Annotated in this window: 19 protein-coding genes; 6 read left to right on the top strand and 13 right to left on the bottom strand. The window is 54.8% G+C overall.

The window, feature by feature from the left end; all coding sequences use genetic code 11:
* The first annotated feature begins 1 nt into the window (after position 1).
* Complete coding sequence (locus tag DF283_RS02665; RefSeq protein WP_303673165.1) at positions 2–2,293, top strand: transglycosylase domain-containing protein; 2,292 nt, start codon at positions 2–4, stop codon at positions 2,291–2,293.
* Here the strand turns inward: DF283_RS02665 and DF283_RS02670 are convergent.
* The 5 genes from DF283_RS02670 to DF283_RS02690 form a co-directional block, all read right to left on the bottom strand.
* The gene (locus tag DF283_RS02670; RefSeq protein ID WP_303673166.1) at positions 2,290–3,009 is read right to left on the bottom strand and encodes a hypothetical protein; all 720 of its coding nucleotides are present in this window, start codon (positions 3,007–3,009) and stop codon (positions 2,290–2,292) included. The genes DF283_RS02665 and DF283_RS02670 overlap by 4 nt on opposite strands.
* Before the next feature lie 438 nt (positions 3,010–3,447).
* Entirely contained in the window at positions 3,448–4,194 is a 747-nt protein-coding gene (locus tag DF283_RS02675; protein ID WP_303673167.1) for a ribonuclease HII, read from the bottom strand.
* The gene (gene ylqF, locus DF283_RS02680) at positions 4,100–5,044 is read right to left on the bottom strand and encodes a ribosome biogenesis GTPase YlqF (protein ID WP_303673168.1); all 945 of its coding nucleotides are present in this window, start codon (positions 5,042–5,044) and stop codon (positions 4,100–4,102) included. Before ylqF ends, DF283_RS02675 begins: the two co-directional genes overlap by 95 nt.
* A 111-nt stretch (positions 5,045–5,155) precedes the next feature.
* Positions 5,156–5,518, bottom strand: a complete 363-nt coding sequence (rplS, locus tag DF283_RS02685) for a 50S ribosomal protein L19 (RefSeq protein WP_303673169.1) — start codon at positions 5,516–5,518, stop codon at positions 5,156–5,158.
* A gap of 320 nt (positions 5,519–5,838) precedes the next feature.
* The gene (locus DF283_RS02690) at positions 5,839–6,468 is read right to left on the bottom strand and encodes a hypothetical protein (RefSeq protein WP_303673170.1); all 630 of its coding nucleotides are present in this window, start codon (positions 6,466–6,468) and stop codon (positions 5,839–5,841) included.
* A gap of 569 nt (positions 6,469–7,037) precedes the next feature.
* Between DF283_RS02690 and DF283_RS02695 the strand changes: the two genes are divergently transcribed.
* Complete coding sequence (locus DF283_RS02695) at positions 7,038–7,769, top strand: M23 family metallopeptidase (protein ID WP_303673171.1); 732 nt, start codon at positions 7,038–7,040, stop codon at positions 7,767–7,769.
* A 53-nt stretch (positions 7,770–7,822) separates the two neighbouring features.
* Here DF283_RS02695 and DF283_RS02700 read toward each other — a convergent pair whose 3' ends face one another.
* The 3 genes from DF283_RS02700 to DF283_RS02710 all read right to left on the bottom strand — a co-directional run bounded on the left by DF283_RS02700 (position 7,823) and on the right by DF283_RS02710 (position 9,839).
* On the bottom strand, positions 7,823–8,560 hold the full coding sequence (locus DF283_RS02700) for a TerC family protein (protein WP_303673172.1): 738 nt from the start codon (positions 8,558–8,560) through the stop codon (positions 7,823–7,825).
* 12 nt (positions 8,561–8,572) lie between these two features.
* On the bottom strand, positions 8,573–8,893 hold the full coding sequence (locus DF283_RS12780; RefSeq protein ID WP_443082986.1) for an FKBP-type peptidyl-prolyl cis-trans isomerase: 321 nt from the start codon (positions 8,891–8,893) through the stop codon (positions 8,573–8,575).
* Positions 8,894–9,140: 247 nt separating this feature from the next.
* Positions 9,141–9,839: a response regulator gene (locus tag DF283_RS02710; protein WP_303673174.1), complete on the bottom strand. Its 699-nt coding sequence runs from the start codon at positions 9,837–9,839 to the stop codon at positions 9,141–9,143.
* Between the two features lie 255 nt (positions 9,840–10,094).
* Here DF283_RS02710 and DF283_RS02715 point away from each other — a divergent pair, with 255 nt between their 5' ends.
* Positions 10,095–12,131, top strand: coding sequence for a tetratricopeptide repeat protein (locus DF283_RS02715; protein WP_303673175.1), 2,037 nt, complete (start codon positions 10,095–10,097; stop codon positions 12,129–12,131).
* A gap of 241 nt (positions 12,132–12,372) precedes the next feature.
* On the opposite strand, the gene DF283_RS02720 is transcribed toward DF283_RS02715, so the two are convergent.
* Entirely contained in the window at positions 12,373–12,753 is a 381-nt protein-coding gene (locus tag DF283_RS02720; protein WP_303673176.1) for a hypothetical protein, read from the bottom strand.
* 178 nt (positions 12,754–12,931) lie between these two features.
* Here DF283_RS02720 and DF283_RS02725 point away from each other — a divergent pair, with 178 nt between their 5' ends.
* The gene (locus DF283_RS02725; protein WP_303673177.1) at positions 12,932–13,909 is read left to right on the top strand and encodes an acyl-CoA desaturase; all 978 of its coding nucleotides are present in this window, start codon (positions 12,932–12,934) and stop codon (positions 13,907–13,909) included.
* A 70-nt stretch (positions 13,910–13,979) separates the two neighbouring features.
* On the opposite strand, the gene map is transcribed toward DF283_RS02725, so the two are convergent.
* From map to argF, 4 genes are all read right to left on the bottom strand, one after another.
* A complete protein-coding gene (gene map / locus DF283_RS02730) occupies positions 13,980–14,726 on the bottom strand; it encodes a type I methionyl aminopeptidase (RefSeq protein ID WP_303673178.1) in 747 nt (248 codons plus the stop codon).
* A gap of 241 nt (positions 14,727–14,967) precedes the next feature.
* Positions 14,968–15,783 (bottom strand): superoxide dismutase, encoded by an 816-nt coding sequence (locus tag DF283_RS02735; protein ID WP_303673179.1) that lies wholly within the window; start codon positions 15,781–15,783, stop codon positions 14,968–14,970.
* 192 nt (positions 15,784–15,975) lie between these two features.
* Positions 15,976–16,749, bottom strand: a complete 774-nt coding sequence (surE, locus tag DF283_RS02740; RefSeq protein WP_303673180.1) for a 5'/3'-nucleotidase SurE — start codon at positions 16,747–16,749, stop codon at positions 15,976–15,978.
* A 381-nt stretch (positions 16,750–17,130) separates the two neighbouring features.
* Positions 17,131–18,093 carry an ornithine carbamoyltransferase gene (gene argF, locus DF283_RS02745; RefSeq protein ID WP_303673181.1) on the bottom strand — a complete coding sequence of 321 codons (963 nt, stop codon included), beginning with the start codon at positions 18,091–18,093 and terminating at the stop codon, positions 17,131–17,133.
* A 255-nt stretch (positions 18,094–18,348) separates the two neighbouring features.
* Here argF and DF283_RS02750 point away from each other — a divergent pair, with 255 nt between their 5' ends.
* The gene (locus DF283_RS02750; RefSeq protein ID WP_303673182.1) at positions 18,349–18,714 is read left to right on the top strand and encodes a hypothetical protein; all 366 of its coding nucleotides are present in this window, start codon (positions 18,349–18,351) and stop codon (positions 18,712–18,714) included.
* A gap of 151 nt (positions 18,715–18,865) precedes the next feature.
* The gene (locus DF283_RS02755; protein ID WP_303673183.1) at positions 18,866–19,285 is read left to right on the top strand and encodes a hypothetical protein; all 420 of its coding nucleotides are present in this window, start codon (positions 18,866–18,868) and stop codon (positions 19,283–19,285) included.
* Positions 19,286–19,473 lie beyond the last annotated feature (188 nt).

Raw genomic sequence — 19,473 nt, forward strand, 5'->3', positions numbered from 1 at the left:
CATGTTGCGCTCTTTGATGGCTATGCTGGTGACCGGCGTTTTGGTTGTTTTTGGCTACTTTTTTGCAGTGACCCAGGAACTGCCTTCGGTGGAAAAAGTGCTGCGAGACGGGATTAATCCGACCCAGTGGACCCAGATATTTGCCGCTGACGGGACACCAATTATGTCCTTCGGGAAGTTCCGTCACACTAATGTTCGATTGAAAAATGTCTCTCCCTACTTTGTCGATGCCCTCATCGCCACGGAAGATCGCCGGTTCTATGAGCATAACGGGGTGGACCCGGTGGCTGTTTTGCGGGCCGTGGTTCGCGATATCACCCATCAAAAACTGCGAGAAGGGGGCAGCACCATTACCCAGCAGCTGGCCCGCAATGTATTTTTGAGCAACGAACGCTCCTTCAGCCGTAAAATGCGGGAAGCGGCTCTGGCTTTGGAGCTGGAAAAGAAGCTGACCAAGCAGCAAATTCTGGAACTGTATGTCAACAACACCTATTTTGGGGAAGGGGCCTATGGTATTCAGGCGGCCAGCGAAATTTATTTTGGCAAAAAACCTGCCACATTAACCGTGCCGGAAGCGGCCATGTTGGCCGGGATGCCACAGGCGCCTTCGGGTTATAACCCGTTTCAGAATATGAAAGGGGCCAAAGCCCGCCGGGATGAGGTTTTGCACAACTTACTGGAAGTGGGCAAAATTTCTCAGGAGCAGTTTGAACGTTATAAAAATCAGCCCATCGTATTGAATCAAAGCGGTCGAGGCCTGTCCTCTTCCGATCGGGCTCCCTTTTTTAACCGCTACGTCATGACCCAGGTGATGCGTTACTTCAACCTGGATGAGCAGTCATTCTGGCAAAGTGGCCTGAAGATTTTCACCACGCTGGATTTGCGGGCTCAAAATCTGGCGCAGGAGGCTGTCACTCGGCAGTCTGCCGTCTATGGGCGAACCGGTAAAAATCAACAAGCGGCCCTGGTTTCCATTAACCCGCAATCCGGGTCTATTTTGGCCTATGTGGGGGGTAAAAATTACCAGAACAGCCAGTTTGACCGGGTCATCGACGCGGTGCGCTCCCCGGGCTCCCTGTTTAAAATTTTCACTTACACCACGGCCATCGATCGTGGATACGAGCCCACCCGGGTTTATCTGGATGAGCCTATTAAAATTGCCGAATGGCAGCCCAAAAACTATGACAAGTCCTATCACGGTTACATGACCATTGCCAAAGCGCTGATCACTTCCAATAACATCGTGGCGGTCAAGGTGATTCACGAGCTGGGGGCCGACGCTGTGGTTCGCATGGCCGAGCAAATGGGCATTCATACCCCTATGGAGCCTTATTTGGGCCTGACTCTGGGGGGCTCCGGGGTGAAGTTGATGGACATTACCTCGGCATTTGGGGTGCTGGCCAACCAGGGTGTTCGGGTGGAGCCATACGCCATTGACCGTATTGTGGATGACAGCGGGCATGAGATTTACCGGGAACATCCGGTTAAAACTAACGTACTCAACCGCACCACCGTGGATACCATGGTTAAGATGATGGAAAGGGTGGTGACCCGCGGTACGGGTAAGGCTGGCGGCATTGGTCGCCCTGTGGCGGGTAAAACCGGAACCAGTGATGATTACCGGGATGCCTGGTTTGTGGCTTTCACCCCGGATGTGGTGACCGGCGTTTGGGTGGGGAACGACAATAACACCACCATGCCGGGCATGACGGGTGGTTCTTTACCGGCCAACATCTGGCGTTCTTTTATGCAGCCATACATGGCCAGCCGTCCGGCCAAAGACTTTGACCTGGCCTACAGCAAAGCCCTGGATGACGCCGACTTTGTGACCTACGACATCAAGAATCTCACCACCAACGAGGCCAGTAATAGTTTGGCCACTGGCGAAATGAAGAACGGCGAAATTCAGCAGGACCCGGCTTTGGAGCCGGTGGCTGATCCCAATGCCACGGTCGGTGGCGAAAATACACCTTCAGGGGAGCCCGGTACAGGCGCAGAGGTGAACAACCCCGCACGCCCGCCGCTGGACCCGGTTATGCCGCCAGAAAATACGGGGCGTCCGCTGGTTCCGGTCATTCCGTCTGAGCCTCCGGCCCCCGTGCAGCAGCAACCCTTGCCCGGGTATGGCAGCGCACCCCCAGCCTCCAACTCCCGGGTGGGTTATGGGGTTATCCCATTGGACCGGGGACGTCGGGGACGCTCCGATTCACCGGCTACCTCGGCTCAAAGCTACGGAGCCTCTCCGGTTCCTGCCAGTGATCCTGCGGCGGAGAGTGGACGTCTCCGCTACTAGATTCCGGCATTCAGGCCCAGGTTGGCCAGGGTGTTTCTAATGCCATTAGCGCCGGTCAGGCCCGGATAATTGGCAATTTTGTTTAAGAAGATGGAACGGGCGTCGCCGGGAACGGCTTTACCGGTAATCCGGTTGGCGACCCGGTACCCGATGACATCGGCAATGCCTTCTTCCGTTTGAGAGTTGCCATCTCCGGGGGTGGCGGCGTGTACCAGTTCATGGACCACGGTTTTTTCAAAGTCGGGCGCGTTGGGGTTGATGATAATTTTTTTCTGGCTTGGTAGCGTGACACCATTAATTTGCTGACCGGCGTCTAGGGCCGCTTGGCAACCTGGGCAGCTGATATTCCCCTTGTCGAAGGAGCCGCCAATGGCTGCGGAAGGATCTCCGACTTCAATGGTATACCCGTTGGCTTGCGCTGCCGCCAATAGTCTGGCACCTTCCGGGTCATTGGCAATGGCGCTTAGGGTACTGTTCAGGCGCGCATCCGGTGAGGCGGAGATGGATTGGGGCGCAGCGCTGGTAGTGGCGCTCTGAGCGGCGGGAAGAATGGGCTGGGGTGCTGGGGCAGGGGCAGGGTAGCCTTTTGTGCCTGAAATATCTGCAAGGATGACACTGAGCATCTGAAGGACGCTGCCAATCGCTTTTGCAATACCGGCATTGCGATCCAGTTGGGCGGCGCTCAAATCGACTTGTGGCGCTAATGAGGGAACCATTGGTTGAGTGAACAGCGGTGTTTGCTGTAAGACAACAGGCTGACTCTGCAGTTGGTTTTGCAGTGGAGGTTGGAGCTGGTTAAAACCGAAAGAAGATATTGGACCGATCATGCGCTTTCCTCAAATCTAACACTCAAACAGGGAAGAACTTGGCTCATGGGTGAACGCAAGTGATGATTGCCAGTAAAAATTGACTGGCGTTTAGTGTGGGTATATTTTCAAAATTGCGCTTTCAAAAAAAACTGTTCGTACAAAAATAAAAACAAGCAATTAGGCTAAATTGTCTCCGCGCCACGAACTGTTACATCCTGTGACAAGTAAGTCCATGCCTTTAAAAATGAGGTACCGCTCTCCCCGGGAATAGCCGGGATTCAGCCTGATTTACGCCTCCGGCGTGGACGTGCCTGGGGACTTTTCGGATCGTCTCTTAGCGGGCGTTCAAGCGTTCAGGGCCAGGGCCAGTTGTTGATGCACTTTTTTGAAATTTTTGCGATGAAGCGAGGTCACACCCAGTGTCTCTATGCCCGCCAGATGAGCTGGGGTGGGGTAACCCATGTTGACTTCCCAGCCGTAGCCGGGATATTGCTCGGCCAGACGTTGAATGTCCCGATCCCGATGGTGCTTGGCTATGACCGAAGCGGCGGCAATGGCCGCGGAGGACCCGTCCCCTTTGACAATGGCGGCTTGCATATCGGCAGGCAGATCCGGGATGGTGGCCCGTCCGTCCATGATGACCAATAAATCCTGCTGCTCAAGGGACAGACCTGCTTGGCGGCATAGTTGTTCCAAAGCCCGGTATAGCGATAACAAGGAGGCATAGTGAATGTTCAGCGTCTGGATTTCCTCCAGGCTGGCCTCACCAATGCCCGTCCAGCAAAAGCTGTGGATGCCCTCTGAAAGTTCGGCCCGCAGGGCGGGGGTTAGTTTCTTGGAGTCATTGAGCCAATGCAGCAGCCTTTTTTGGCTGGGCGTTAATTGGCGGGGCAGGCAGACGGCTCCCCCGACCACGCTGCTAATCAGGCTGCCCCGACCGACTTCATCCAGACCGATCAGGTGACACGCCGAGGAACGCTGCTTTAAAAGCGCCTGATCAAATTTCAGCAGGCGGCTCAGCTGGCTCTGGCGTTTGCCGGGGAGGGCATTCCGCTTCTTCGGACTCTGGCTCTTTGGGGGTGTGCTGGGCATGTTCCAGGGTGATCCTTCCCGGACGGGCATGACGAAACTCGGTGAGCAGGGCTTGGGCCGTGCGCAGTAAATCCGGCTGATCCCCACTCAGTTTATAATGCCGGGCCAACGCCATATTTTCAAGGGTCGGGGCTTCCCCGTCCGCTAGCTTGAAGTAACGGGCCAATTGCCCGGGGTAGAGTCGGTCGATGGTTTCAATTAAAAAGCGGGCGATCTCTTCTTCATCAAAGGCCGCATCGCCAATGGAGCTGACCGTGGCCAGCAAGGCGCCGGCTTCATCCGAGTCCAGTTGGGGCGGAATGACCCCCGGAGAGTCCATCAGCTCCACCTCGGGGTGAATGCGAACCCATTGGGTGTCTCGGGTCACCCCTGCCCGGTGTCCGGTCTTGGTTTTTTTCTGGCCCACAATGCTGTTGATCAGGGTGGATTTGCCGACGTTGGGCATGCCGGCCACCAGCACCCGAACGGGCCGACGCTTGCGGCCCCGGGCCACCAGCTTTTGCATGGCGGCCTCTCCCAGGGCCAGTACATGCTGAATGAGCTGGGCTTTGGCCTGCCCTCCCTTGGCATCATAGAGCATGACCCGTCGGTTTTCTCCGGCCAGGGCTTTTTGCCAGCGCTTATTTTGCACCGGATCCGCCAAATCGCTTTTATTCAGAATAATCAGGGTGGGCTTGTTGCGAATGGTCGCTTCCAGCCGATGGTTGACGGAGGCCACCGGCAAGCGGGCGTCCAGAACTTCGACCACCACGTCCACCAATTTTAAAAGCTCGCTGAGCTTGCGTTCGTATTTGGCAATATGGCCAGGGTACCACTGGATTTTAGGAGTAATGACGTCCGACTGTTGCATGGATGAGGGCTCCGGCGGGGTTGCGTTCTGGTGAGGCGGGTCTGGAAACAAAAGAACGAAGAGGAAACTCTTCGTTCTTTGCGAAATGTGGAGTAAAGTGGCGTGAGACCCTTATTTCTGGGTGGTTTTCTCACGAATACGGGCGGCTTTACCAGTGCGCTCGCGCAGGTAGTACAATTTAGCGCGGCGTACATCGCCACGGCGCAGTACTTTAATGCTTTCTACTTTGGGAGAGTGCAGCAAGAACACACGCTCTACGCCAACACCCTGGAACACACGACGCACGGTGATGGTTTTGCTTACGCCAGCGCCAGCCAACTTGATGATGACGCCTTCGTAACCCTGCAAACGCTCTTTGTTCCCTTCCCGAATGCGAACCATTACCTTGACGGAGTCGCCGGGATTCAGGGCAGGCAGTTCGCCTTCCGGTTTCAGATACTCTTTTTCGATTTCTTTAATGAGCTCAGTGGTCATTGTTTGCAATCCTTTTTGTGAGAGCCAGTGATAGAAACTTTAAGGGTGGGAAGTCATCTTTGTCTGGACGGTGGAGCCAGTGATTACGGATTACGAATTTTGTAATCAAGAACAGTCCGCATGTTGATCCCAATGCAGTCTCAGTAATGTATTGCAAACCTAGCACTGCCGTCAAGCGATCGGTTTGCCCTGTCCAAAATGGGGAGCATGAAGCCGCTTCCCAGCGGAGCCCCGCTTGAAGGCGTCAGAAGGCCCCATGAGAAAGGCTCAGTGGGTTTAGATTGGTGGAAAGGCTTTTCCCTGTGACGACTTTCTGGATTTTATGACAGGGGCAAATCCTTGTGCCGGATTTTCATATCCGTTCCGTTTGTTTGGACGTCGTATTCAACAATCTGCAATGCGGGGGTGTTGAAAGTGAGTGTTTCTCCGTTTTTTGACTTCTGACAAAACTCCAGCCGCAAGTGCCTCAGGAACAGGGCCACACCCGGATCTCCCGATTGAAGGTACGCGCTGGCCAGGGCTGGCGCCTCCGCCAATGTGGGCTCTGCCTGACTGATTTTTCGGGTTTTCAGCTCGTGTTGAATGTACTGCACCATGTTTAAAATACGTTCCGCCATCAAATCACGCTGGCTGTCCGACAGCAGGTATATGTCGTTCATGGCTTGATGCAAGTGGGGATTAATGTCGTATTCCCGGCGCCGGTTTTTGGATTTATGGAGCCCCAGGATTTTTTCACCGCCCAGGGTGCGCACCTGCTCCGGCTTTTTATTTTGCTTGAATTCCCGCTCAGCGATAATCAGCACCGCCTCACTGATCAGGCTCTTGATTTCATCCGGAAAGCTGAACAGCAGTTTGCAGGCCTGCGACAGTTTGGGTTGTCGATCGTACCAGCGAATATAATCGGGCGATTCATTCATTGCAGCGGGAAGAGGCGGCTCTTGATTATCCATGATAGGGAGTTATTTCCCGGGAGCCGATTATCTTAAACCTCAGCCCTCCATTTTGTTACGTTTTCGGAAAGAGGGCCCCAAAATCTGCCATTTCTGGGGTTTTCCGGCTTCCTGTCCTCTTCAGGCTCTCCTGAGGCTTGTAAACGTCTTGCTTGCCCTATCCGGGCTTGAGGTTAAGGCCTTGTCGCCACGCCGATCCGAAAACCGGCCGGATGGTCGCTGCGTGGAGGGTTTCTGATAGGCGGATTCTGACGGTTTGGTAAAACCGAAGATTTATCCGGTACACCGGGCTGTTCATTCTTTATAGTAGAGCTCTACGTTGGTTGAATCAATTCGCGGAACCTCTTCTCGTCTGATGGGGTTCTTTTTTTTGCCCTGTGGCCAGTGGTGTCCCTGTTGTGTTTTGTGGTGTTGTCGTTGCCCGGTTTTTGCTTGGCGTGTGGCTTTGTTTTGTGTACTTATATATGCTGCCGAACGGCCTGAATCCAGCCGGATGACTCTCAGGCGCCAGATTACTGTCACCAGATTACTGTCAGAGGAACGATCCTCAATTCATTTGAAGGCCAGGTATGCCCCTTTCAGCACAGACAAAGCCCAGCCCGGTGGAGAACCCTTTCTCGCAAGTCAAGCCATCCGTGTTTGTTCGGCAAAGCACAAAGACCCGTGGCCCTCAGGGGCAAGGGGAGCCTCTTGTTTGCGGTGGGCAGGCTGGCCATGGCGGGATTACCCGGCGACGGCCCGGCTTCCTGACGGCTGCTGTCACCACGCTGGCCACTCGTGGCCTGATCGCCCTGATGCTTTTTGCGCTGCTGCCCTTGCCCTGGCAGCAAACGGTGTTTCAGACCCTGGGGTTGGGACGCTTTCATCCGTCTTTACAGACGGTGCGGGTCCCCTTGCCCGTGGATTATTCCCATATTTCCTCACCCTATGGTCAGCGCTGGGGACGCCCCCATCAGGGGATTGATTTGGCCGCCCGGGCGGGTCTGCCAATTTTCGCCATTTCGGATGGTACGGTTACCCACAGCGGCTGGGAGTCTGGCTATGGGTACAGTGTGGTTCTGGATCACGGCGGCGACCTGCAGACCCGCTATGCCCATTGCTCCCAATTGTTGGTGCCGGTTGGTAGCAGGGTTATGAAAGGCCAGCCCATTGCCAAAGTGGGCTCATCGGGTCATTCCACCGGGCCGCATCTGCACTTTGAAGTGCTGGTGAAGGGCCTGCGCAAGAATCCAGCCTGGTATTATCCCTTTAAAGAGAGTCCCCAGCGTTATTGGCTGACCGTTCGCAAAAAAATAGAATAGGGAGGCAGTGCTTTTCAGGCGCTTACTTGCAGCATTGTCGCTGTTTTTCGCTTTTATTGGGTCTCTATTTTTGTAACGGGTGGGCGGGTGTGCGCCCGGATGTTAATAAATTCCACAAACAGGGAGAAGGCCAGTGAGAAGTACACATAGCCCTTGGGAATATGGGCGCCGAAGGCTTCACCAACCAGCAGCGTCCCGATCATCAGCAAAAAGCTGAGGGCCAGCACTTTAACTGAGGGGTGCCGATCGATAAAATCACCAATGCTCCCGGCGGCAATAATCATGATGATCAGCGAAATGACAACGGCGGTAACCATAATGGGAATTTGAGAGACCAGACCCACGGCGGTGATGATGGAGTCCAGGGAGAAAACCATATCGATCAAAATGATCTGGAAAATGACGCTGGCCATGGTCACCGATTTGGGGGTGGCGGTACTGCCCTCACGATGTTCGCCTTCCACCTTATCATAAATTTCCTGAGCGCTTTTAACAATCAGGAACAAGCCTCCGCCCAGTAAAACCAGATCCTTACCGGACAACGCAAGCCCACCCAGGCTCAGTAAAGGCTGGGTGAGCTTGGTTAGCCAGGCAATGCTCAGCAATAGTCCCAGTCGTCCTGCCAACGCCAGCACCAGTCCTGCTATTCGGGCCTTGTTGCGCTGCTCTTGGGGGAGCTTGCCAGCCAGAATGGAGATGAAGATGATGTTATCGATCCCCAGAACAATTTCCAGCAGGGTTAAACTGGCCAGACTGACGTAGGTTTGGGGCTGTTGCAGTAGCTCTAGCAAAATGAGAGGTCCTTATTGCACTTCAACCAGTTCGACTTCAAACTGCAGGGTGGCGTTGGCCGGAATAACCGGGGGGTAGCCGTTGGGGCCGTAGGCCTTCTCCGGAGGGATGGTCAAAATGCGCTTGCCGCCTTCTTTCATGCCCACAATCCCCTTTTCCCAGCCCTCAATCACCTGACCGGAACCCAGTTTGAAGGTAAAGGGTTGATTGCGGTCGTAGGAACTGTCAAATTTCCGTCCGTTGGAGGCCAGGGTGCCCAGATAGTTCACCGAAACGGTGTTGCCCCGTTTTGCTTCCGTGCCGTCGCCCACTTCCACGTCTTCAATCCGGATGCCACTGACGGTTCTGACGGAGGCTGCGTTGCCGGTTTCGCTGGTCTCACTCGCTTCACTGGCCTGCTGAGACGCGGTCGCTTCTTTTTGAGGCGCTGCCGCCTGACTGGCCGCTTTTTCATCGCAGCCCGACAGGATCACAAGGCTGCTGGCACAGACGGCCACGCCTAACAACAGGCCAACATATTTTTGAGTCATGTCCTCTCTCCTGGGTGAATGATATGGGGATTTTTGGGATTATACGGGGTTATACAATGTTTTCCTTCAAGGCCTTAATGGCCGCCTGCACGCGATCGTTGACGCACAGTTTGTTTAAAATACTGCCCACGTGGGCTTTGGCGGTGTGGATGCTGATGCACAGTTGTTCCGCGATTTCCGGATTGCTTTTACCCTCTACAATCAGCTGCAGCACTTCCAGTTCCCGTTCGGTCAGGTCGGATTCCATAGAAGGGTTCTCGGCCTGGTGGATTTGCCGTTTTTGCTGGGCCAGGGCGGCAGGGTCGTTCACCAGCGTCAGCACCAGTGATGCGATGGCCGGATCCAGCCACACGGCCCCGTCCTGAACGGTTTCAATTATATGAACCAGCCGTTCCGGTTTAACATCTTTCAGCACATAGGCGTTGGCCCCTGCCCCAAGGGCGGCAATGACCTCCTGCTCCTCACTGTGAGAGGTCAGGATGACGATTTTCACATCCGGGTAGCGTTTGCGCACTTCTTGCGCCATGTCAATGCCGTTCATGCCCGGTAGGCCCAGGTCCAGCAGCAAAATGTCCGGACAGTTCTGCTCCAGTTTGCTCAACCCTTCTTCTGCCGATTCGGCTTCCCCGATAAATTGAATTTGGGGGAACTCTCCCAGCACAGCCATCAGGCCCATGCGTGTCAGGTGGTAATCTTCCACGATAAAGAGACGGATTACCTGGGATTTGGTGGACGTGACGTTTTCCATGGTTAGTTGTCCTTTCCAGCGTTCACCAGTACCTCAAAATGCCCAAGCACTTTGAATGTCCGATTATTATACTCTGCTTCCCGATTTTTTTCGTACAATAGACAAAATTGAGTAGCCGTATAAAATACATAGAAACTTTTGTGATGAGCCAGCGTCTTGCTCAGGATGATCGAGTGATCAAGGCTTGTCGGTAATTTGCCAGAGGCGTGAGTCATTGCAGTATTCAAGAGTTGTTTTTTCATCGGGGAGCAATGGATGAAGAATCAGGGAGCGTTGCTGTGTGTGACCGGCTTGTTGCTGAGTGCCACTGTGCAGATTGTTCAGAGCCCGGCACACGCCGCAAAAAAATATTATCCGCCCGGCTTTGTGCCCCCCTCGGATCAGAAATTACTGCCCACGGGCTCGCCTCCCGCCGAACCGGCCCCCACGGTCATTATTCAGTCGGTCCCCGGGAGTAAACAGGTCATCATCAAAACCATCGCCGTGGAAAAGGTCAGGCCGCCCAAACCACGCGATCCCTTGTTGATCCTGCTGGATGAACACCGGTATTACGATGCCCTGCGCTTGGTGAACAGCCGCCTGGCAAAATCTTCAAACAATCTGACGTTGCAGATGATGCGGGGGCAAATTCTACGCGCCGAGGGGAATTTTCAGGAAGCCATCCTGCAGTATAACGAAGTACTGGAAAAAAGTCGTAACAAGCCTCAGGGGTTGCGGGCCGGCGCTTTGAACGGTTTGGGCTGGACGCATTACTCCCACGCTTTGTACGCCCAAAAACACGGGGACAAGGCAGGTTTTGAATCAGGGCTTTCTGCTGCCGAAGGGGCGTTTCGACAGGCCACCCGGCTTTCCCCCGGGCTTTCTTATGCCTGGGCGGGTCTGGCCAAGGTGGCGCTTTCCGGCGGTCGGGTCAGTGATGCCGAACAGTGGGTCAAAAAGGCCAAAAGCTATGGCCCCAACAACCTCAGCGTTCAACTGGCTGAAGCCGAGTTGCTGCTGGCCCAGAAAAAGCCGGAAGAGGCCTTGCAGCATTTGTACGGGATTAAGAAAGCCACCACCCGGGAGCCGGAGATTTTCCTGCTGTTGGCTAAAGCTTCTCTGGAGACGGGCAAGGTGGATGACGCCATCATCAATCTGAAGCAAATGCTACAGATTGTCCCGGAAGACGCGGATGGCCTGAAGCTCCTCAGCCAGTCCTACGAATTGAAAATGAAGCCGGAGGACGCCGCTCAGGCTCTGGAGAAGGCCATTGCCCTGAATCCTGCGGATATGGATTCCGTGGACGCCTTGCTCAAGATTTACGATCAGCGCAAGCAGGTGGATCGCGGTATCCTCTTGCTGAAAACCCTGCTGAAGGATCGCCCGAGCCAGCCTTACCTGGCTCAATTGCTGTTATCCCGTCTGGCAGACGCAGAGCGATGGGATGAGGCTTACAGCGAAGGGCTGGGCTTTGTGGGGCCTGTGCTGTCCGACAGCAATGTCAATCCAGACGCTCAGCAAGCGGTGGTCAATCTCTTTCTGCAGGCGGCCTACCAGCATGGCCGGGGCCTTGTTAACCGGCTGGACTTGCTGAAAGACCCGGCTACGGCCCAGGCTCGTCAGTTTGCGCAGGCCCGATTGAACACGGCGGTGGCCAATGGCGAATCCGCGCAGGGGTACGATATTGCCAATCGTTTAAATTTGCTGTTTCTGGACCCCTTACAGGCCTTGCCCCCCCTGCCGGACAACTACACGCCCGCCGATGCCCAGCTGGGAGAAACCCTCCAACTGCACTTCTTACAGGGGAATCATGCCCAATACCAGCGCTTGCTGAACTATGCCAGAACCTCGTCCGTCAATGGCCTGGCATTGGCCCGGCAACTGTTTGAACTGGGGGATTACAGTGGGGCGCAAGCGCTGCTGTCGGCAAAAAGTTTCAAGGGGACGGCGCAAGCGGATGCGGCCCAGATATTGCAGCAACGTGTACAGCACAGTCAGAACCTGCTAGAAGAGCATGTGGCTTCCCTGTCCATTCTTCCCCGGCGGATTTCCAACGCGTATTGGCAAAACGCGGTCACGGAAACCCTCAAGGTTGGCTATGCCCATGGGCGGGTTCATGCGCAGGTGGCCCGAAGTCTGGCGCGTCGGGATCAAGAGGCTTTGGCCTTGCTGCATCAGCGATTGGCCGTCCAGTATGCCACGGAGTCCAGGGACGAGAAAAATTGGCGCCGTCAGGCCGAGAAAAGAGCCAAGCATCTGGGCGTGTCTATCACTCCAGGAACCGGCGTCACTCAATCCAGCGGCAAGCCCTAATCGCAACAGCATCAGGCCAACTGCACCCGCCGGACTGACCAGCAGCAGCAAAACCAGACTGCAGCAGGGTAGACAAGTCACCCGTAAAACCTGCCTGCGCCAGCCCTGATAGCACTCAGCTCTGATGACAGACAGTGCCGCCTTCATTGCGGATATTCACCCAGGCTTTTGATTCATGCGCCAACTGGGCCTCAGCGTGAGTGCTGGGCCCAGTTTGTGTATGGTGTGGCTGGTCAGACGCCTATTTGGGGCGCTTGGGGTAGCCTTCTTTTTTCTTGAAAGACAAGGGGCTTTTGGTGGGCTTCTTTTTAATGCCGGAACGCAGGGGCGGTTTTTTGCCGGTAAAGCGGGGTGCGCCTTCACGCTCTTCACTGTCGGACTCCGTCGCCCCAAAGCCTTCTCGGCGGGACTTGCCATAGGCGGGCTTTTCGCCACGGGGGGCCGGGCCTCTGCCGGTTGCCGTGCTTCGGTAAGAGGCAGGGCCTCGGGATGCGCTGGGCGCGGACGGTCTGGAAGCGGTTTGTCCCCCCAATCCAGCTAAAGCCTGATTGATGCGTTTGAGTTCGCTGGCAATGTTGTTCAAGGCATCAATCAATGCGTCTTGGTTCTGATGATCTGTCATGAGGGGTTTTTCCAATCTTTTCATAGGTTTCAAAGTTGTTAGCATTTCCTTGTATCTTAAACAGGGTGGCCGTACAAGAAAAAACTATCCTACGGGGATGTTCGGGTATTTGCGGTATGATGTTTCCATATATAGTAACCGCACTCCAATTTGTTTTTTATCGAGAGAGCAGACTTTTTTGATTCTTTCCCGTTTTCTACCCTCCTCCGCGTTACCCGCTTATGCTACCTGGCAGCGTTTTAACGCCCCCTTGTTTTCCCTGTATGTGCTATTGCACGGGGTGGCATTGGCCGGATTTTTCACTTTTAGCTGGCAAGGCCTGCTGGTGATGGGAATCCTTTCCTTTTCTACCATTTGTCTGGGGATCACCCTGTGTTACCATCGCCTGTTGGCCCACCAGAGTTATCAACTGGCCAAACCGCTCACGTATGTTCTGGCCCTCTTGGGCTGTCTGGCTTTTCAGCGAGGCCCCATCTGGTGGACGGCCACCCATCGCCTGCACCACGGAAAGACGGACAAAGCGGGCGATCCGCATTCTCCAAAGTACAGCGTGTGGTGGGCCCATTTTTTGTGGCCTTTTTTCTGGCATCCTCAGCTGGATGAGTCTGAGGAAACCTTGCGCCGGTTGGCCCCCGATTTGTGGAAAGATCCGGGCCTGCGCTTTTTGGAGCGGTATTACAGTGCGATTAACGTCCTGTTTCTGGGGCTGCTGTTTGGCTTGGGCTACTGGCTGGGCGGGGGGCTTAAAATGGGGCTGTCCATTTTGGTGTGGGGCGGCTTTTTGCGAATTATCTATGGGCTGAATGTCACCTGGCTGGTTAATTCCGCCGCCCACTTGTGGGGATACCGGCGTTATGACACCCCGGATACCAGCCGCAACAACTGGTGGGTGGCCCTGCTCACCTGGGGAGAGGGTTGGCATAACAATCACCACGCCCATGCCCGTTCCGCCAAAATGGGCTTTGTCTGGTACGAGCTGGATGTGACTTACTGGATCATCGCTTTGTTCCGTAGGCTGGGGCTGGCCACTCAGGTGGTAGGCTCTCCGCTGGATCGTGAAAATGATCGCCTGAAAAACGGGGGGCAGACGCAGTCAGTATCTACAATACCGCTCAAAGAAACCAAGAATCCCCGCTTATCCAAAGCCCACCAGTAAAAAAGTCTGGAAAAACTGGGTTAAATCTTCAGACTGCTCTTTTGGCACCGAATTTCCGCTTTCATGCCGGTTAAGCGGCGGTTAACAGGGTCACTCCGGTGCGGGTCACCACCATGGAATGCTCGTACTGGGCCGTAACGAAATGCGGCGCGGTGTACAGTGTCCAGCCATCCTCAGCCTGGGCGGCCTCCCAGGCCCCGTTGGAAATAAAGGGCTCAATGGTAATGACCATGCCCTCCGCAAGTACTCGGGTATCAGCGGCATCAAAGTACGGGGGGATAAAAAAGGGTTCTTCATGCAATGCGGTGCCTACTCCGTGGCTGCCCAGGTTTAAAATAATGCTGCAACCCGCCTCCCGGGCGGTGGTTTCGATGGCCCGGCCGATGGCATTGAGAGAAACCCCGGCCCGAACAACGGCAATGGCCCGGTTGAGGGCTTTTTGAGCCGTGCGGGTAACCGCCCGCTTGACGTCTGACACCGTGCCTACCAAAAAGGAGTACCCACTGTCGGCAAAGTAACCGTCCAGCTCCGCGGAGACATCAATGTTCACCAGATCGCCGGGTTGAATGCGCCGATTCCCCGGCACCCTGTGGGCTACTTCGTGATTGACGCTGATGCAAGTGGCGCCGGGGAACTGGTAAATCAACTCGGGGGCGGAGCGTGCCCCGTGGGCTTCCAGATACTGGCGGCCAATGGCGTCCAGTTCCAGCGTGGTCACGCCGGGTTGAATATGCTTGCCCATCAGCTGAATGGTTTGGGCCACAATGCGGCCAATTTTACGGAGGCTGGCGAGTTGCTCCGGGGTTTCTACGGTCATACGCTTGACGCCCTGTAATGGGGGATTCTTTTCATTTTACAGCGCATTTTATTACGGCGCATTCTATTTTACAGGGCATTTTAGAGAATGAAAGTGATTGTCTCGGTATGGAGACTGTTTGCCAAGCGTAAACCCCGGTACTCAGCAAGTGACCGGGGTTTAAAGCGGTTCTGGGCGTTAAATTTCAGGAACGGACTTTATCCGTGCGGGATGTATCCATTTAGGATTTTCCAGGCAGGACCTAGCCGTGTAGAATCATAGTCTTCAGGCGGGCCTCCACCACAGCCCAGTCCACGTTGTTCATAAAGGCCTGCAGGTAAGCGGGCCGCTTGGTGCCAAAGTCGATCATGTAGGCATGCTCGTACACATCCAGCACCAGCAGGGGAATCACATTCACCGGCACGCCCTGATTGTGCAGATCCAGCCCGTAGTTATGCACCCGGTGATCGCGCATGTTGTAGCCGGTTAAAGCCCACCCCCGGGAGGACTTGCCCACGGCCAGCAGGTGATTGACGTAATTCTCCCAGCTGCCGAATTCCTGGGTGAAAATTTTATGCACCATCTCTGTGGCGGTGGGCGCAGTCTTGGCCCCGCCAATGTTCTCAAAGTAATACTCGTGCAAAATCACCCCGTTCAGGGCGTAGGTCTGCTCGGCGTGTAATTCCCGGTAAGGGCTGTAGGTGGCATTCATTTTCTCCAGATCCGGCTGCATGGCGCTGATCTGGCTTTCAATATCGTTGATTTTGCTGACGTAGCCTTTGTACAGGCCCAAGTGCTGCTCCAGCTGATTCTGGCTGATGCCTTCCACGGTGGACAGGTTCTCGAAGGTCTTGGCCTGAATGCTTTCCTTGGCATCATAAGGGTGCATGGGGTGATCCTTGGGCAGGCCCTTGCCGGACATGCTTTTGGGGGCGGGCTTGGCGGCGGCCTGGGCATTCAGCCGGAACTGACTGAGGGCCAGGGCGCTACCACCCATCGCGGCGGCCAGTTTTAAAAATTCCCGGCGGGCCATCGGTTGGGCCATGGGCAGCGTTAACTCTTCATGCGATTGGGTCATGACTACTCTCCTCCTGATAAACACACGCAAACAAGCAGGTCACCATAAAAAACGATCAGCTTATATTGTGCCCTAAACGGTCGGCGCTGCCTATGCTCCAACGCAGAATGGACAAAGCAAAATCAGGTCAGCCAGCCTGACCAACAATCAGGCTGAAGGCAGGGCCAAGCCCGGTGACTGGGGATTTGCTGGCTAGTGCTGAACGTCCAGTTTTTCCTTGAGCAGCGTCATGGCGCTGTAGTTGGACAAGTTGTAATGCACCGGGGATACCGCCACCATATTGTTGCGAATGGCCTCCACGTCTGTCCCTTCGGCCTCGCCGGTTTCAATAACTTCCCCGGCCAGCCAGTAATAGACCCCACCACGGGGATCCACCCGACGCTCATAGCTGTCGGTGTACATGCGGGTGCCCAGTTCCGTGATTTGCACGCCCGCGAAGTGGTGCTTGGACACCGCCGGGATGTTCACATTCAGGATGCTTTTGGCCGGAATGCCCACCTTCATGGCCGTGGGCAAAAACTCAGCGATAAATTCCGCCCCGTGGGTAAAGTCGGCCAGCTTGTCCGAGCCGTTGACCAGGGACACAGCGATACTGGGGATGCCATGGATGGCCCCTTCCAGCGCTGCGCTGACCGTACCGGAATAAATGACATCGGACCCCAGGTTAGGGCCATGATTAATGCCAGAGACCACCACGTCGATTTTGACATCCAGCAAGGCGTTCAAGGCCAGCTTGACGCAGTCGCTGGGGGTGCCGCTGGTGGAAAAGGCCTTGGCTACCGGAAACTTCATTTCCACTTCGTCAATACGAATGGGCTTGTGCAGGGTCAGGGCATGACCCATGGCGCTGCGCTCCCGATCCGGGGCCACCACATAAACCTCGTAATGCTGGGATAATTTGGCGGCCAATGTCTGAAGGCCGGTGGCGTAAATGCCATCATCGTTGGAGATTAAAACTTTAAGCATACCCCTAGTCTAATACGGCTCGGCCATTCTAGGGAAGTGCCAGCCTGAAAAGAATCAGGCGCAGGCTTAGTATTGATAACTATGATGAAACAGCCATTTCACCCGGACGCTAACAAAAGGGTTTCTGAACTGCGGGAACCAGTTGGTGATTTGATTGAAGTTCAACATCTGGGGTGACCTCTCTTTCGGCTTGCTCACATTCAAATCATAATCAAAGTCTCATATAAAAATGACCACCTCATGGCCGAACTTTGGCGGGGGACATGATTGATCCATGGGTGGATGCCAGGGCGTTAATGTCACCCTAAAGAACAAAATAAAAAAATCCCCGCCAATACACGCACCGGCGGGGATTTGTCTCTAAATTAGTAAACCTCTGAATTAGCGAATAATGGCCGCCATAACTGCTTTTTGAGCATGCAGGCGGTTCTCGGCCTGCTCAAAAATCACATCGGCGTGTTTTTCCAGCACCTCGGCGGTGATTTCCTCGCCCCGGTGGGCGGGTAAGCAGTGCAGCACAATGGCCTCCGGCAAGGCCAGCGCCAGATTCTCCGCATTGACCTGATAAGCCTTGAAGACCTGCTTGCGGGCCTCCGCTTCCGCTTCCTGCCCCATGCTGGCCCACACATCGGTGTACACCACGGAAGCGTCTTTCACGGCGGCCTTCACATCATCCGACACCGCCACGGTGGCCCCACTTTGGGCCGCGATGCTCTGGGCTTTTTCCACCATGGCAGGCTGAGGCTGGTAGCCGGAGGGGCTGGCAATGGTGACATCCATGCCCACCATGGCGCAACCCAGCATCAGGCTGTTGGCCATATTGTTGCCATCGCCCACGTAGGTCAGTTTGCGTCCTTTAAAGCTGCCAAAGCGTTCCTGAACGGTCAACAAATCGGCCAGCACCTGGCAGGGGTGGTAATCGTCCGTCAGCCCGTTGATCACTGGCACATCCGCCCACTGGGCCAGTTCTTCCACGTCCTTTTGGGCAAAGGTACGAATCATAATGCAATCCACATAGCGGGAAAGGGTACGGGCGGTGTCGGCAATGGTTTCCCGCACGCCCAGATTGATTTCATCTTTACGCAACATAAAGGGATGCGCCCCCAGATCGTAAATGCCCACCTCAAAGCTGACCCGGGTGCGGTTGCTGGGTTTTTCAAAGTACATGGCCACACTCAGGCCTTCCAGCAATTTGTGGGGAATGCGGTTGCGCTTGAGCTGCTTGAGCTGGGCCGCCAGGGTCAGCAATTCCTGCAATTCTTCAGGGGAGTATTCCAGAAAGGTTAAAAAATCCCGGCCTTTTAAATATTCCGGCAGTACCGGGGCGCTTAGGGTGGCAGACATAAAAAATAAAGCCTCTCGCTCACAAAATAAAACGGATTCAGGGGCATTTTACCTGAAAACGAATCAAAAAACGCAGCGACCTCCTCCGCTCAGCTCTAACGTTTGCCCACGGTTTGCCGGTATTTCCGCTACACTATAGAGCAGACAGGCCTTAGGCCGCCTGCCCCGATGGGGCAAACCATTTCGTTCCACCCCGGAAAACGTCCATTGCTGACACACACACCGGGTGGCACCGTTTTATAAGGAGTTCTCCTCATGCGAAATAAAGCCCTGATTGCCCTGGCACTGGCGTTCACCCTGATTACCCTCTATCAGCAGGGACAACTCAAACAGCTGGGTAATGAGTACAAAGTGCTTAACAGCCACAATCTGGACTTGCTGAACCGCCTGCGAAATCTGGAGGCCCAGAATGAACAAACGCAGGCGCAACTGGAGCAAATTAACGCCCGGCTTGGCTATATGGACAGTAAGGTGGCCAAAGTGATTGATAAACGAGCCGCCAGCGATCGACTGCGGCAGTCGGAAGAGACGGCGGCTGAATCATCGGGTGACTCCGAGGAGAATCCTCCTGAAAAACAGTCAGGGGGGATTTTGGACAGTTTGCAGCAACTTTTTCATTAATCAAAAAAAAATGGGCCGGGTTGCACGGGATGTTAACCTTGAACGAGCATCCGACAATTCAGGCGTCGGTTTTGTTTTCTAGTAATTGCCAAACGCGCCAGTCTGATCCGGTTTTATTACCCATCGGCCATTCATCCAGAGGAGATGCCTTATGACAGATACCCAACACCCTGCCGCTTCCAACGTAAAACCGTTTGCCCATCCCGGTGGCACCTCATTCGCCTCTCCCGCTCCGGAGAATCGTCTGGGCAAGCAATCCACTTATGTTTTGGCAGGCCTTGCCGTGGCCCTTGTTTTGCTGGTGGCTTATCAGCAATTCCAGATCAGTCAGTTGTCTGGTCAGCTGGCCACTATGAACGACGCCCTGAAAGCCAGCGACGTTAAAAACCGCCTGGAATCTCAAGAGCAATCGCTGGGCGAGTTGAACAATCGGCTGGCGTATCTGGATTCCAAAATCAACGCCACCAACCAAACCGCCCAGGAGGCTTTGAAGCGCATTAAAGCCCATGAGGACAAAGATATCATTGGCAAGTGGGTGGATGGGCTGAAACAGGCGATGGGTCTGCGCTAGTCTCGAATACCTGTCTTTTTATTTTTCACCCTAAAACACCACAGGAGTTTCGGCAGAACGCCATGATTACGTTTTCCTCCCATCGATCCAGCCCCCTTCCTTTGGCCTCCGGGTCCCATCGTAGTCGTCCCAGGGATCCCCTTGCTCCATCTCCACGTTTTGGGGCTCGTGATTCTGTGAGTGCAGGG

The sequence above is a fragment of the Vampirovibrio chlorellavorus genome, assembly GCF_003149375.1.
Lineage (GTDB): Bacteria > Cyanobacteriota > Vampirovibrionia > Vampirovibrionales > Vampirovibrionaceae > Vampirovibrio > Vampirovibrio chlorellavorus_B.